This is a genomic window from Bacillus sp. URHA0034 (genome assembly GCF_056280405.1).
In genome coordinates this window covers 5,874,869-5,889,488 of record NZ_JBWCDK010000002.1, presented here as the reverse complement: position 1 = coordinate 5,889,488, position 14,620 = coordinate 5,874,869, and the positions used below count along the sequence as shown (strand labels likewise).

Annotated in this window: 15 protein-coding genes and 4 pseudogenes; 15 read left to right on the top strand and 4 right to left on the bottom strand. The window is 34.6% G+C overall.

From position 1 onward, the window contains the following. Window position 1 precedes the first annotated feature (1 nt). The 3 genes and pseudogenes from ACZ9EE_RS30590 (at window position 2) to ACZ9EE_RS30580 (ending at window position 1,824) form a co-directional block, all read left to right on the top strand. Window positions 2–397 (top strand): annotated as a pseudogene (locus tag ACZ9EE_RS30590) (cupin domain-containing protein). 342 nt (window positions 398–739) lie between these two features. Next, window positions 740–1,198 (top strand): MarR family winged helix-turn-helix transcriptional regulator, encoded by a 459-nt coding sequence (locus ACZ9EE_RS30585; protein WP_476033162.1) that lies wholly within the window; start codon window positions 740–742, stop codon window positions 1,196–1,198. Window positions 1,199–1,287: 89 nt separating this feature from the next. Then, a complete protein-coding gene (locus ACZ9EE_RS30580; protein WP_476032359.1) occupies window positions 1,288–1,824 on the top strand; it encodes a sugar O-acetyltransferase in 537 nt (178 codons plus the stop codon). A 350-nt stretch (window positions 1,825–2,174) separates the two neighbouring features. On the opposite strand, the gene ACZ9EE_RS30575 is transcribed toward ACZ9EE_RS30580, so the two are convergent. After that, window positions 2,175–2,654: a hypothetical protein gene (locus ACZ9EE_RS30575; RefSeq protein WP_476032358.1), complete on the bottom strand. Its 480-nt coding sequence runs from the start codon at window positions 2,652–2,654 to the stop codon at window positions 2,175–2,177. Between the two features lie 132 nt (window positions 2,655–2,786). Next, on the bottom strand, window positions 2,787–3,743 hold the full coding sequence (locus ACZ9EE_RS30570; RefSeq protein WP_476032357.1) for a patatin-like phospholipase family protein: 957 nt from the start codon (window positions 3,741–3,743) through the stop codon (window positions 2,787–2,789). 1,235 nt (window positions 3,744–4,978) lie between these two features. On the opposite strand from ACZ9EE_RS30570, the gene ACZ9EE_RS30565 reads away from it, so the two are divergent. The 7 genes and pseudogenes from ACZ9EE_RS30565 (at window position 4,979) to ACZ9EE_RS30535 (ending at window position 8,476) form a co-directional block, all read left to right on the top strand. Next, window positions 4,979–5,362, top strand: a complete 384-nt coding sequence (locus ACZ9EE_RS30565; RefSeq protein WP_476032356.1) for a MerR family transcriptional regulator — start codon at window positions 4,979–4,981, stop codon at window positions 5,360–5,362. Continuing rightward, a pseudogene (locus tag ACZ9EE_RS30560) lies at window positions 5,356–5,454 on the top strand (zinc metallopeptidase); the annotation flags it as partial. The gene ACZ9EE_RS30565 and the pseudogene ACZ9EE_RS30560, both read left to right, overlap by 7 nt. 84 nt (window positions 5,455–5,538) lie before the next feature. Beyond that, window positions 5,539–6,849: a hemolysin family protein gene (locus tag ACZ9EE_RS30555; RefSeq protein ID WP_476032354.1), complete on the top strand. Its 1,311-nt coding sequence runs from the start codon at window positions 5,539–5,541 to the stop codon at window positions 6,847–6,849. A gap of 67 nt (window positions 6,850–6,916) precedes the next feature. Continuing rightward, window positions 6,917–7,069 (top strand): annotated as a pseudogene (locus ACZ9EE_RS30550) (helix-turn-helix domain-containing protein); the annotation flags it as partial. 36 nt (window positions 7,070–7,105) lie between these two features. Continuing rightward, window positions 7,106–7,249 (top strand): annotated as a pseudogene (locus tag ACZ9EE_RS30545) (LCP family protein); the annotation flags it as partial. A gap of 230 nt (window positions 7,250–7,479) precedes the next feature. Further along, entirely contained in the window at window positions 7,480–7,986 is a 507-nt protein-coding gene (locus tag ACZ9EE_RS30540; RefSeq protein ID WP_476032353.1) for a CBO0543 family protein, read from the top strand. 187 nt (window positions 7,987–8,173) lie between these two features. Continuing rightward, window positions 8,174–8,476, top strand: a complete 303-nt coding sequence (locus tag ACZ9EE_RS30535; RefSeq protein WP_476032352.1) for a manganese efflux pump MntP — start codon at window positions 8,174–8,176, stop codon at window positions 8,474–8,476. Window positions 8,477–8,635: 159 nt separating this feature from the next. Here the strand turns inward: ACZ9EE_RS30535 and ACZ9EE_RS30530 are convergent, their stop codons facing one another. Continuing rightward, window positions 8,636–8,983, bottom strand: a complete 348-nt coding sequence (locus ACZ9EE_RS30530; RefSeq protein WP_476032351.1) for a winged helix-turn-helix transcriptional regulator — start codon at window positions 8,981–8,983, stop codon at window positions 8,636–8,638. Window positions 8,984–9,121: 138 nt separating this feature from the next. Between ACZ9EE_RS30530 and ACZ9EE_RS30525 the strand changes: the two genes are divergently transcribed. The 3 genes from ACZ9EE_RS30525 to ACZ9EE_RS30515 all read left to right on the top strand — a co-directional run bounded on the left by ACZ9EE_RS30525 (window position 9,122) and on the right by ACZ9EE_RS30515 (window position 11,670). Continuing rightward, on the top strand, window positions 9,122–10,180 hold the full coding sequence (locus ACZ9EE_RS30525; RefSeq protein WP_476032350.1) for an LLM class flavin-dependent oxidoreductase: 1,059 nt from the start codon (window positions 9,122–9,124) through the stop codon (window positions 10,178–10,180). Window positions 10,181–10,192: 12 nt separating this feature from the next. Then, entirely contained in the window at window positions 10,193–10,759 is a 567-nt protein-coding gene (locus ACZ9EE_RS30520) for an NADPH-dependent FMN reductase (RefSeq protein WP_476032349.1), read from the top strand. 65 nt (window positions 10,760–10,824) lie between these two features. After that, on the top strand, window positions 10,825–11,670 hold the full coding sequence (locus ACZ9EE_RS30515) for a pirin family protein (protein WP_476032348.1): 846 nt from the start codon (window positions 10,825–10,827) through the stop codon (window positions 11,668–11,670). A gap of 264 nt (window positions 11,671–11,934) precedes the next feature. On the opposite strand, the gene ACZ9EE_RS30510 is transcribed toward ACZ9EE_RS30515, so the two are convergent. Further along, a complete protein-coding gene (locus ACZ9EE_RS30510; protein WP_476032347.1) occupies window positions 11,935–12,921 on the bottom strand; it encodes an acyltransferase family protein in 987 nt (328 codons plus the stop codon). A 325-nt stretch (window positions 12,922–13,246) separates the two neighbouring features. Here ACZ9EE_RS30510 and ACZ9EE_RS30505 point away from each other — a divergent pair, with 325 nt between their 5' ends. Both ACZ9EE_RS30505 and ACZ9EE_RS30500 read left to right on the top strand, forming a co-directional pair. Continuing rightward, entirely contained in the window at window positions 13,247–13,474 is a 228-nt protein-coding gene (locus ACZ9EE_RS30505) for an NUDIX domain-containing protein (protein ID WP_476032346.1), read from the top strand. Window positions 13,475–13,725: 251 nt separating this feature from the next. After that, entirely contained in the window at window positions 13,726–14,271 is a 546-nt protein-coding gene (locus ACZ9EE_RS30500; RefSeq protein WP_476032345.1) for an NADPH-dependent FMN reductase, read from the top strand. Window positions 14,272–14,620: the final 349 nt, after the last annotated feature.

Here is a 14,620-nt window from a genome sequence, read left to right as displayed (position 1 = left end):
ATTGAAAAGTGAACAATTGAGTAATAGCACCATCTTCCCATTGGGACAAAAAGTTGAAGCAAACTTTATCGGTGATGCATACTTACAAATGGTGTTTAACGATCCAACGCCACTTAATACTGCAATCGGTAATGTAACCTTTGCTCCAGGAGCTCGCAATAACTGGCACTCCCATAAAGTTGGACAAGTTTTGTTAGTTACTGGTGGTGAGGGTTGGTACCAAGAAGAATGAAAACCAGCTCGTATACTCAAAACGGGAGATGTGGTCAACATTTCGCCGAATGTAAAACATTGGCATGGTGCCACAAAAGACAGTTGGTTTGTACACTTAGCATTGACACCAGGCGAAACTGAATGGTTAGAACCTGTTAATGATGACACGAATAATAATTTATAAAACGAATGCATCGAGTCATTTGATTCGATGCGTTTTTTCTTTATAAATAAATAATAAAAAGTCTACCTGTTACTTTAAGTACATTTCTTTACAATATAGCGTTAAGTAAACTTACAACGATAAGCATTCTGATACAAGACATTTGAGACATTATGAAGTCTATTTTTGTAGGTGTTTGGATTGTGTCTTAATAGGCTCTCGCTATTAAGGTTGTGAAGAACTGCTAAAGGGGAGGTTTATTGAACAGTTAATAGTTTATTTTTTTTATTTTCTAAGATAAAATAGTTTATTATCGAACAGTTTATAATTGAACTATTTTATTAAGGAGTGACGTAAATGGACATGAATTTCAAGGACCCGAAAGTTAAACAAGTTCAGGAAGTTTATCAATCATTATGGGCTATTAACAAAACCACAGCTAAATTTACAAAAAAAAATGCTGAAAGCTTTGGTCTGACATTACAACAATTATCAATACTTAATACTTTATTCGCATTTCCTGAATTAACACAGCAAGAACTGGTTGAAAGGCTTATATCTTCCAAGAGTACTATAAGCGTTGGGGTTGATAAATTAGTTAATATGGGTTTGGTAGAAAGAAAATTTTCTGATGAAGACCGAAGAGAGGTAAAGTTGAAGTTAACATTCAGAGGGGAAGAAGTGTCAAAGAAATCAAGTAGGAATTCAATATCTTATAAAGCTATGCTTTCTGCATTAGAAAATATGTCTGATGAGGATATTCAATCTTTACTTCGTATTCAAAAAGAACTATTAAAACATTTAATCGAAAGTGGTTATTAAATACAGTGGTTCTTATTGATCAACTAAAGATGCAGGTTACTTTAAGAAATTGTGGTATTTTATAAATAACTGAAGAAAGGAGACTAGATATGGAGGATAAAGAGAAAATCTACTATGAACGTGGTAAGGATGAACTAAGGTTGAAAAATATGATTGCCCATAAACTTGTTCAAGAGTTTAACAATTGTCCAATCGAAGATTCAGAAAGAAAAGAGGAAATTATAAGGGAGTTATTCGGAAGTGTTGGAGTAAATCCGAGTATTGAGCATAATTTCCACTGTGACTTAGGATACAACATCCACATTGGAGACAACTTCTATGCGGGATATAACTGTACGATATTAGATATGGCAGTAGTAAGGATTGGTGAAAACTGTATGATTGGTCCTAATGTTGGACTATACACTGCTGGTCATTCAATTCAACCTAAAGATAGAAACAAGAGTGGTTATGCGATTCCAATAACAATAGGAAATGATGTGTGGATTGGTGGCAGTTGTGTTATCTTACCTGGAATCACTATTGGTAATAATTCAATTATTGCTGCTGGTTCTGTTGTGACGAAAGATGTACCTAATAATTCAATAGTGGCGGGAAATCCAGCTAAGATACTGAAAAGTATATAAAGCTCTAATGTTCCAAGAAAGATTGTGAAATATTTTACTTAAAGTAACGGTGGCATTACTTGAATAAATACAATCGTTTTTTTCTTATTAAAGTAACTGGCAGTTGTTTAAAGAAGGAGCAATTTGATTGATTAAGTGCAAACTTGTTAGTACTAAAATAAAGGGGCATTGAATACATTCTTTTAAGCTACAAAATCATTAATGATTGTTCTTCGTCTAACAGTTGCAATTTTGGGTGTTGTTTTTATTGAGTTAACAGGACTAACAATTTTTTAAATCTATTAAAAAAGGAAAGGAACAGATTCTATTAAACCCTGTTCGTTTCCTTTTGGACATTTTTCATTTCACGATTAGTCTTCCCATAAATGGGTAGATGCAGATAATGTAGATGAACTGCTGCTACAATCAGGTTCTTCAGCGATAGGATGGATACGTAGATTTTCTACTTCAATAAGATCTGCGTGCCGGAAGAACATTGTTGGTTCATCCATTTGATCACTACTTCTTTGACCGATGAAGGCGACTTCGAGTTTTTCTGCCTCTTCATCAAGGTCTCCTTTCACATAAAAACGAAGAAAATCCCCTGGCTGTGCAGAAAAAATAAATGTTCTTCTCAAAAAACTATTTCGAGGGATTGTTTGTTCACAATCAGAAACAATCTCCACAGTTCCTTGAACACGATCATAAACTTCTCCAACTAATCGGATCTTAAAAACTTTGGTGGTTGGGTTAACAATGGTAACACGAACTACATCAGGAGGGCCGCCAACGGGGTCACCTGTTATTTTTGCTGGAACAATAATTGGGCCAGTGGTAAAAATTTCAGACAAAATATATTCACCTCCATTTCCAACTAATAATATTTTATGTGACATTTTATAATTTGAGGTGGACAAACTGTCTGATGATTTTCACCATTTTTTGAGTACGTAAAACAAAAATGCTTGTTCTTCAACGAAAAGTTAGTTCCAATTTTTCTCGATAAATTGAATTGCAGGTAATAAATGGGTATTGTTAGCAATTTCAATCAGAGCGGGATACACGGAAGGATCTGTTTTGGAGAAATTAGGGATTCTTGGATTTAACCGAAAAAAACGTTCTCCTAAAAGTTGGGAGCTGACAATAGATTCATAGTAACCGGTTCCATTACTGACAAGCTGAAGAAATGGCAGTAAGGGTTCATTGGGCGATCGGTCGAAAAGGACTCCCCAATTTGGAGGAAGGTCGTTCAGATTTTCGGGGCGTAGGTTATCTGCACTAACCATCCCCCAACCCTTCGTATCTCTTCTTAACTGAAGTGGGGCTTCACCTGTTCCAATTGATAAAACGGCAATTTGATCCAACGGCTGTTTGGCTTTATCCACTGCAAACGAGATACTAGCTGTACTAGGGTTTGTGGTTATGACAAACCCATCCACGTAGTTTTGATAGGCTCGTTGCGAAGCGGGAGCAGCACTGCTCCGTAGTATCACATCACTTGCTTTCTCATTTAAATAGGGAGAGCCAGGAAAGTTGTGGAATAACACAGGAGTCCAACGATTCAGCTCCGGTGAGAATAGTTGAAATGAAGGGACAACAATTCGTTTTTTTAAGTTTTTGAGACGAAGATCTGGTGGAAAGAATGCTTCTACCGCTTCGATAAAACCGGAATAGGGTAATTGTTGATTAAAAACAGGTCCACCTGGTCGGGAAACGCTGTATGCCGGTAGGATTTTATCCCTAAAATACTGAAGTGTCTCCTTCGGCGATCTTCCACTTGCTAACGCAAGGGCAGTGAATGAACCGATTGAATTCCCCGCGAAAACATGGGTTTGACGAATTAATTGTGGTTTTTGTCGAGCCAGTCTGTTCAAAAGTTGTAAAGTTAATGCACCTAAGGTGCCACCTCCATCAAAGGAGATAATACGATATCTTGTCAAAGCTGATTTCTCCTCTCTATTATAATCAAAGGTTTTATTCAGTATATGTTTGTCTCGAGTCAGTTGTATGGACAAAGATACCTCTTTGACATGAATGGATTTTGCAGCTAAATATCGTTTTTTCCTTATTAAAGTGAATGGCAGAAAAGTTTAACAATAATTTATGCAATTCGGAGGGGAAGAGGATGGGGAATATCAGGTAAAGCATATAGATAATCTGTTAAATTTTGATTTGGATAACTTAGTAAAGCAAAGCAAAGCAAAGAAGAGAGTTTTCGTTTTGAAGAAAGATTAGTAAATTATGGAGTATTTAAGAGAAAATCATATTAAACTGAAGGAGTTAAAGTACACTCCTTCACAACCTCTACATATGTAAAATATAATAGAAAAACTAGGAGATATGTTATTCTCTATGCTGTGTTTTTTACATAGATTATATTAATAGTAAATATAGTGAGCTCCTCTTATTATTTAGAGATGGAAATTTAGGACAACCACTTTTCAACTCATTTTAATTACTGAATCTAATGGATAAATACCAATTTAAGAGGTGATATTTTGGAGCAATTAAGCAATGGACCTTATGAAGACAACATTATTTGTGTACACTGTGGACTTCCGATAGATCAAAATGAACCTTATTTCTTATATGTAGAAAAGGATTTAAAAGGTAATACTGTTTATTGCTGCGATGAGTGTACTTAAGGATAAATCCTGAACATTTCGGTCTTTTTGTTTATTAACTATTTTTTAAAAATAAGTAAATACTGAATTATTGAGCTCGTTCGAAATCTCAGGCTCATATTGAATAAGTTGTTTATCAGTTGCTTTTTGCATATTTGTGCTATATAGCCAAAAAATTCCTTGAGCAGAAAACTAAAAGAATAGGAAAATATTTAGGATTTTCTTTCTTCTGCTAATATTCATTGAAGCCTCCATCTAATTTTTTTCGAGGATAGTAAAAATGGTGTTCGTGCAGTAATTTGAAACCTTTTTTAAAATGTATCGTATATCATTATAACATTCTCTCAAAGCCTAGCATGAAACGAGTAGAGTTTTTTTATTTTAAAAGATTTCTTATCATTTTATTGGATATTAGTTTTCTAATATCATGTTTAAGGGTATATAAACCGTAACGTTGACTGTATGGTTGGGGATGTGTTATAGTTAACAATTAATTAGGAAGGGGTGAGTAAGTTGGGAAGTTGTATCGAATTGGAGAAATAGCCAGTTTAATGAACATATCAAAAAGAACTATTGATTACTATACCCAAATAGGCTTACTAACCCCTGTAAGGACAAAATCAAATTATCGGATGTATGGAGAAGATTCCATTCATATCTTGGAATTGGTTGAACACTATAAAACTCTTAATATTCCACTTGAGGAAATTAAATTCTACATTAAAATGATTCATTCAGAAAAGTCAATAGATAAAGAGATAGTGGAAAAACATTGTGAACAGATTGCTGTTCTCATGGAGCATCTTAAAGAGGAAATAAAGGCGATGGAGCCTGTTCTACAAAAATTAAACAGTAATGAAAAAGAAATGCTCGTAAATAAACTATCCTTACAGGGAGTTACATTAGCTCAATCATTGTTATTACTATTTGCTTAACTTATGTGGCAGCAGCACTGTTTTCTGTTTTTGAACTATTAAAATTTGTGATGATTTTCTGTCAAGGAAATAAGGAAGAACAGGAAGATTAACAATATCATTTAAAGTAATAACTAAATTTTTTTAACAACCAGGAGGTGTATTCCTCACTTTATAACAAAAAGTGAGGAGACTAATTGATAGTCATTAATTTGATGGTAATTGCAATTCTAATAGCATTAACAGCATTTTTTGTATCTTTTGAATTTGCAATTGTAAAAATCCGTGGTACCAGAATTGACCAACTGGTTAGTGCAGGCAATAAAAATGCCATTTCAGCTAAAAAAATTATATCTAACTTAGATGAATATTTATCAGCTTGTCAATTAGGTATAACGGTAACTGCATTGGGTTTAGGTTGGTTAGGTGAACCAACGGTAGAACATATCCTTCACCCATTGTTGGTTAGTTTAAACTTGCCTGAATCAGTATCAAGTATTGTTTCCTTTATTATTGCTTTTGCTTCCGTAACATTTATTCATGTGGTGGTAGGGGAACTTGCTCCCAAAACTGCTGCTATTCAAAAAGCAGAAATGGTTACATTGTTTTTCGCTAAACCCATGATTCTTTTTTATAAAATTATGTATCCTTTTATTAAAGCGTTAAACGGCTCAGCTCGTTTGATTGTCGGCATCTTTGGATTGAAGCCTGCTTCAGAACACGAAGTTGCCCACTCAGAAGAAGAACTTCAATTAATTATCAATGAAAGTTATATGAGTGGAGAAATTAATCAATCAGAATTTAAATATGTGAACAACATTTTTGAATTTGATGATCGAATTGCAAAGGAAATTATGGTGCCACGTACGGAGATTGTTGCGTTTGATAAATCCCAAACGTTAGCGGAATGCCTTGAAATCGTAAAAAATGAAAATTATACAAGATACCCAGTCATCGATGGTGAAAAAGATAATATAGTCGGTATGGTTAATATGAAAGAGGTTCTCACGGATTATATTATCAACAAAAATCTAGAAACTCCAATCGAACATTATGTACGCCCTGTCATCCAGGTGATTGAATCAATTGCCATACACGATTTGTTGCTTAAAATGCAGAAAGACCGCATTCATATGGCCATCCTAATGGATGAATATGGAGGAACAGCAGGATTAGTAACTGTCGAGGATATTCTTGAAGAAATTGTAGGGGAAATTCGAGACGAATTTGATGCGGATGAGGTCCCTGAAATCAATAAGATTAATGAAAATAAGACCATCTTAGATGGAAAGGTCCTAATTGAAGAAGTGAATGATTTATTCGGGCTTGAACTTGATGATACGGAAATTGATACAATCGGTGGTTGGATATTGACACAAAAAATGGATATTGCCGAAGGTGAAAAACTTTATCATGGCGATTATGAGTTTAAGATGATTGAGGTAGACGGCTACCATATTAAGTCATTAGAAATTGTAAAAACTTCAAATCAAGAAGCACACGCTTAACTGTAAATCCCTCTTTTTTAAGAGGGATTATTTTTTTACCATTAATTAATGTTTGAAATTCATTGACAAAAAATTTAGTGAACTCACGGATATTGACACAGCCACTATCTCACGTATTATAATTGGCAAACGCAAGGCCAATCCTGGACATTTACAAAAATTTGCAGACTATCTAAATGTCCCTATATCAGAGTTATTTTTGGTTGCAGGTTATTCAATAAAACTAGAGGGATCACAATAAGCCGATATTCGTAGAATAAATGTGCTCCTCTTAGGTAGTGATACACGTGGGGAAGAACATGCAAGAACAGATTCAATCATGATTGCCCATTATGATCAAGAAACTCATCAACGAAAATTGATTTCCATTATGAGAGATACTTATATTAATATTCCAGGGCAGTCCATTTTTATTGGTCTTTAATCAGTAAATAGCAGGCTAATGTACATATAACATATGTGGTAAATAAATCCAATATTATTACAATTTTGTGAAAATGAATTGGAAAACGTTTTCCATTTGGTATAATTTCCTCATAAGCATTTTGTGAATATAAATATCTTCAACCTAGAATCTATAAAAATATCAGGAATTTTTTGTTAAGAGTTGGTAGGAAGGAAGAAATTAATATGCATTTTACGATTGGATTATTACTTATAGCAGCTTCTTTGATATGGGCAAAGTGGAAAGAATGGCAAAATTATTATCCAACAATGATGTATATTGTTGCTTCAAACCTTCTATACAAATATTTCGCTTTAAGCAAATTTCATTTATGGGAATTTAGTTCACAGGATTTTTTCTTTAAAAGCCACATAGGCATTTTTTTATGGCATATATTTATCATTAATACATTATTTACTTTTATTTATTTATCTAATTTTCCAGAGGGACAGCTTAGAAAAAAATGCTTTTATATTCTAAAATGGGTCGCACTTTTTATTGCAGTTGAAGTAGCGCTGCTTAAATTCAATCAGGTTAGCTATTATCATGGATGGAATTTGGGATGGACTGCTTTGTTTGATCTAACTATGTTCATAATGCTAAGACTTCACTATAAAAAGCCAATATGGGCAATTATCTTATCCATAATCTTTACATTGTTCTATTTGTTTATGTTTGGCTATATAAAATAAGGGAACTCCCCCTCAAAGGATGGATTTTTGTGTCCTGGAGGCTTTAACAAGGGATATTTTTTTTACTTCATAATTAGATTGTAAAAGAATGTACTGAAGCTACACTACAAGCCATAGGAGGAAAATATGCACCTTTTATCTGTTTTATTAATTGATATTGCCTCCAATCTTGATAATCTAGGAATAAGTGATAACTCATTCCGTTTTAGCGGATGTAAATGATGATAAGATCATCTCATTAAAAGAGTCGATATTTTTAGGATTTGCGTTAGCTATAAATTGTTTAGCAATGGGGTTAGGGGCAGGAATAACAGGAGTTTCCACAGCTTTAACAACATTTCCGATTGGATTGTTTTCGGTAATCTCCATTTGGTGTGGATTAAAACTTGGAAATAAGATTTGTGGGAAAAAAATTGGCAAATACTCGAATATTGTCGCTGGGTTCCTATTAATAATGATTGGTGTTTATGTGTTTCTGGCAATTAACTGATGTATGTTTTGGCAGTATGTTTATTAATCTTTATGAATCATTACTTAAGGGTAAACCCGTATAAACACTAATATTTATTCATATTTGTGAAGCGATGCTTACTGCACTAACGGGGCAGAATAGTTTAAGAAGAAAAGCTACCATACAGGTAGCTTTTTGTTATCCTTTCTTTTGTTTCAATTTCACCATTTTATGCAAAGTATGCTTTGTTCCCCATTCGTGCATTGCTTCTAAGATTGGTTCCAAGCTCCTTCCATAGTCAGTAATGGAATATTCCACTTTAGGAGGTACTTGGGGATATACAACACGCTGAATAATATCCTCATCTTCTAATTCCCGTAATTGGTTAGTCAACATCTTTTGGGTAATTCCAGGCATACTTCGTTTTAATTCACTGAATCTTTGAGTACCGTTCTTCAATAGATGCAATAAAATAATTGGTTTCCATTTCCCAACTAAAATACCTAAAGCATCATCCACCCGACATAATTCTGGCTCTTTTTCCATCCTTTATACTCCTTTAGTATCCTTTTGTATACTATACCACTTTAAAGTGCGTACTTCTTAAAATGGTGATTATGAGTAATAATAACATTATAAATAGAGAAAGAAAACAACTATATATATAAAGGGTGGTTTACTAATATGGAAAAATATCGAATCGACCAAAGTAAGGGTCTAGAATTTGGAATTTATACGCTAGGAGACCATATACCCAATCCTTATACAGGAGAGCGTATTTCAGCTCGACAAAGAATTCAGGAAATCATTGAATTAGCTAAGCTTGCCGAGCAAGCAGGTATTGATTTTTTTAGTGTCGGTGAAAGTCATCAGGAGTATTTTACTACGCAGGCACATTCGGTTGTTTTGGCAGCAATTGCTCAGGCAACAGAAAAAATTAAAATTGCAAGCTCTTCAACGATTCTCAGTACATCGGACCCAGTGCGTGTATATGAGGATTTTGCAACAATCGATTTAATATCGAATGGTCGAGCTGAGGTAATTGCAGGACGGGCATCAAGGGTAGGTCTCTTTGAATTATTAGGCTATAGCCTTCGAGATTATGAAGAATTGTTCGAAGAAAAGTTTGAGTTATTATTGAAAATTAATAAAGAGGAAGTTGTCAATTGGAGTGGAAAATTTCGGGCTCCTTTGAAAAATGCAAAGGTCATCCCACGTCCGCTTAACGGCTCCCTGCCAATTTGGCGTGCAGTGGGTGGACCGCCGGCTAGTGCAATTAAGGCTGGAATGTCAGGAGTACCGATGTTTCTAGCTACTTTAGGTGGTCCAGCATCTACTTTTAAAATTTCTATTGATGCCTATCGTGAGGCAGCCAAACAGAGCGGCTTTGAACCATCAGAGCTTCCTGTCGCAACTGCTGGTTTCTTTTATGTAGCTGAAACGACACAGCAGGCTCAGAAAGAAGCCTATCCCCACGTTAATCAGGGACTACAATTGATTAACGGTCAAAGCTATCCAAAGCGTCAATTTGCCCAGGGAGCAGACCCACGAGATGTAATGAATATCGGTAGTCCACAGCAAATTATTGAAAAAATACTTTATCAGTACGAACTATTTGGTCATCAGCGTTATATTGCACAAATGGATTTTGGCGGTGTGACATTTGATAACTTAAAGAAGAATATTGAACTTATTGCAACTGAAATTTTACCAGCAATAAAAAAATATACTTCAAAAAATTAGGAGGGTTAGAAAATGAAGATTGTCGGTTTATCTGGTTCAAAAGTCGGCTCGAAAACAAGAACAGCTATGAATTACACAGTAAAAGCCCTTACAAAAAATTATCCAGAGGCTGATGTGATATTAATTGATTTAGCTGAATATAACGTTCAGTTCAGTGATGGTCGTAACTATAGGGAATATGAAGGAGATACAAAATATATAGCACAAACGATAATGGAAGCTGATGCCATCATTATTGGAACACCTGTTTTTCAGGCATCAATACCAGCTACATTAAAAAATATATTTGATTTACTGCCTGTAAATGCATTTCGCGATAAAGTTGTCAGTATGCTTGTGACTGCTGGGACTCCAAAGCATTACTTAATAGCAGAACAACAATTAAAGCCTATTTTGGCTTATATGAAAGCGCAAATTGTTCAAACTTATGTATTTATTGAGGAAAAAGACTTTCACCGTAAGGAAATTGTAAATGATGATGTCCTCTTTCGAATAGACCGTTTAGTTGAGGATACCGTCTTGTTAACGGAAACATATACAAAAATTCGCAAGGAAAAAGAAGAGAAATATAATTTTTAAAATGGAACAGTGATTCATCAAGTAGTTCTGGTTGCTATTAAAAAAGAACACAGGGGGGAAATTGCATGAACAGAGTTCATTCTCGTGATATACAAAAGGATTGGATAGTCCAGGAAAGAAAAATAAGTGCGGTTCATCGTGCTGGGGCAGTCCTAGAACCTGGATATTGGGAAGATTATGACCCGTTTTTATTGCTAATGGAAGATAAATTTGAAAAAGGAGCATTTGATATTCACCCACATCGTGGTATGGAGACAATCACATATGTTATAGACGGTAGTATTAATCATTATGATAGTGTAACTGGTGAAGGTGGAAAACTCCAAAAAGGTGATTTTCAATTTATGACCGCAGGACGTGGCGTTGTCCATAATGAATCTCCAGGGGAAGGGGAAAGTGTACACCTCCTACAGCTTTGGGTTAACCTACCACGGAAGGATAAAATGGTAAAGCCACGTTACCAAAACATTCATAAAGAAGATGCCCCTGTTCGTCAAGAAGAAGGAGCCCTAATTCGAGTATATTCCGGTTCATCGGGTTCTGTAGTGTCAAACACTCTTAACTATGTCCCCGTAACATTTGTGGAAATGATTATCGAAAGTGGTGCTTCGATTAGTCAAGACTTACCAGGCAACTACAATGGTTATATCTATGTTTTGGAAGGTAGTGGTTCTTTCGGAGAAAATAATTTCCATGCGAAAAAAGGACAAGTATTATGGTTAGGTGCTGCTGATGAGTCAGAACTAAGTTTTATCAAGGTATCAGCAACCGATAAATTACGCATAGTATTATTTGCTGGAGTTCCATTAAAAGAGCCTGTCTTTGCAAGAGGACCATTCGTTATGAATTCAGAGGAAGAAATAGTACAGGCATATGCCGATTATCGAAATGGGAAATTTATAAGGCAATAAATCTTTAAACCTTGTGAATGTTTGTACTTAAACTAAAGGGTGCGTTAATGGAATAAGGATATGTATTTAAATAGGGCTTAATATACAAGAGTTTATGCATAATTTGTATATTAAACCTTATTTTCTATTCAAAAAATATACTGCCATTAGCGACATTTCTTAATTGCCAAATACAGTTTATGAAATGTTTGTATAAATAAGAGTAAATATTTTTAATAAACATTGCAAAAAGAGAGTTAGCGAACCCAACTCTCTTTTTTTTCGTTATAGTCTTAATTCAATCAATGGACGAGTATATTTTTGTATTAAATAATTACCTAATAATACACAGACCCCTAATGAAAATACCATTAATGTTAAATAATGATCGGATATACCACTCAAGGTATCGTCAGAGACAATTGTTTGAATCGTTTTAATAATAAATCCATGAAGAAGATACACGTATAAGGTCCTTTGACCAATCACTGTCATTGTAAATCCTTGTGAAGGAACGATGGCCAAGAAACCGTAAATAACAATGATTGTTACTACATATTGAGAAGCCCGAATTATTCCATCTGTAATTTCCTTCGAACCCATATCAGCATAGGAAGTATCCCCAAGTAACCATGGTATCGCATCCTTTGGAAATAAAGTACCAATTAAAAACATGGTACTCAAGAGAACCACAAACCCAATGAAAGTTGAATACTTTACTTTCTTAACTAGTTTGAAGTGTTTTTGTTCCATTAAAAATCCTAAAAGAAAATAAGGGAAAAATACAAAAGTCCTGGAGATCGATAGATAACTTCCCACATGATCAAAATAACCGATGGCTATCCCGATAACGGCTGCTATGGCTAATCCAAACCATTTTAATCTCGCAAAGAAATATAGCAGTACATTCCAACTGAATAAGCTAAGTAAAAACCATAAAGTCCAATGAGGTTCTAGAAGGTCAAATTTAAGTGTAGATTCCTGTCCGCTCAAATAATAAAAAATAGAATAAATCACTTGGAATATCAAATAAGGTAATAATATCTTCTTAATGGTTTTTAAGAAATAACCTTTCTTTTGAAACCCCTTAGAAAAATATCCAGAAATTAGGATGAAGGCAGGCATATGAAAAAGAAATATCACCGAGTATAAAGAGAATAAAAAATCATCATCGCCCTTTAAGGGGCTAATCACATGTCCAAACACCACTAAGAAGATCAAGAAAAACTTTGCGTTGTCGAAGTAAAGACTTCTCCTTGAAGACGAAGCCATTTTAATGAAAGCACCTCCGAGTCTTGTATACTTGAGTAAATAATAAAGTGTAAAAAACCCTATATTATTATAACTCTGTTATTACCCTTTTCAAGGGGTTATTAAGCTAGTAAATATGTACCAATCCGCCAATTGCGTCGGATAGCAATGTGCAATCTAAATCTTTAAGGCCAATGCTAGTATACATTTAATTTGTTACAAGACTATTAAAAAATTATAAATAAAAGTTATGTTTTCAATTAATTTAACGTAATGTACCCTGCCTTTTTTTGGCTAATTCAATATTCAAAATTGTAAATAAGCCGAAAATATGCGAGATCCAAATATGGGAAGTGGTCTTTTCCGTAAGAATGCGTACTATGTATTTCCAGGAGGTGGAATTGAAGAAGGGGAGACACCTGAAAGAGCTGCTAAAAGAGAAGCTCTAGAAGAATTGGGAGTTGAGATTATCATTAACGAATGCATTGCAGAAGTTGAATTTAACGGAACTCAATACTTTTTTCTGTCTGAACTCATTGATGGAACTTTCGGAACTGGACAAGGCGAAGAGTAAACAGACGAGAATAGAGGCAGAGGAACGTATTTGCCAATATGGGTAGACATTGAAAGGATATTATCTATTGAGTTTACACCGAAAGAAGTTGCATTAAAGGTTCAATCCTTATTGAAGTAACGGGGAGTATAGTTTCAATAACAAATTATGATAAATGGCTCTTGTTACATTATGCATCGTATTATAATGTTAAAACGACTTTAAAATTACAATTTTTATTTACAGTTTTAATTCAATAGGAGGATTATATTATGGAAGGCTTAAAATCAGATTTACATATTGTGGCAATATGCGGCAGCTTACGTAAAAATTCGTTTAACCGTGGTCTATTACGAGCATTTGAACAGCAGTTGCCAGATAAAATTAAATTTACAGAAGCTGATATATCAGAACTCCCATTTTTTAGTGAAGAGAGAGAACACAACTTGCCCGAAACAGTATTAAAACTTAAAGAATTAGTAGAGTCTGCCGATGCTATAATAGTTAGTACACCCGAATATAATTTGTCCTATACTGCTGTACTAAAAAATTCTCTAGAATGGTTATCACGTAGCTCTTTACAAACACCATTAGCAGGCAAAACAGTTGCCATTATGGGTGCTGCTTCCGTTCAGGTTGGAGTATCACTAAGTCATTTGCGTGATGTTATGTATGCTTTAAATGTGGAGTTGATCAATAGACCTATTATCCAAGTGGGGAATGCCCGTGAAAAGTTTGATGAGAAAGGAAATCTGATTGATAGTGGTGTTAAAGAGCATTTAAAGAAATTAAAAGATGAATTAATTAACGTTTTATAATAATACGCTAGACTGTTCCTTATTTTAGACGTACGTTAACTAAATTGAAGTTAGGGTTGCAAAGGACTCCTTTTTATTACGCTAAAGTGTGCTTGGTTTCAAGAAGGTAAGGTTGCTACGGCAGCCTTTTTTTATTTTGCTAACTAGGCAAATAGTCTAAGTACATACCTTCACAAACATACACTAGGGAAGGGAAATACTTTAAAACTCCAAAACATTCATTAATCATCCACATGACTTATCTGAAAGGCTTATAAAAGTTTGGGGGCACGATCCGAATCAAAGATTCGCACCGTACCCCCACAATTCGGGTTTTATAAATAAAAAAGCCGAAGGCAGCTATCCCCTG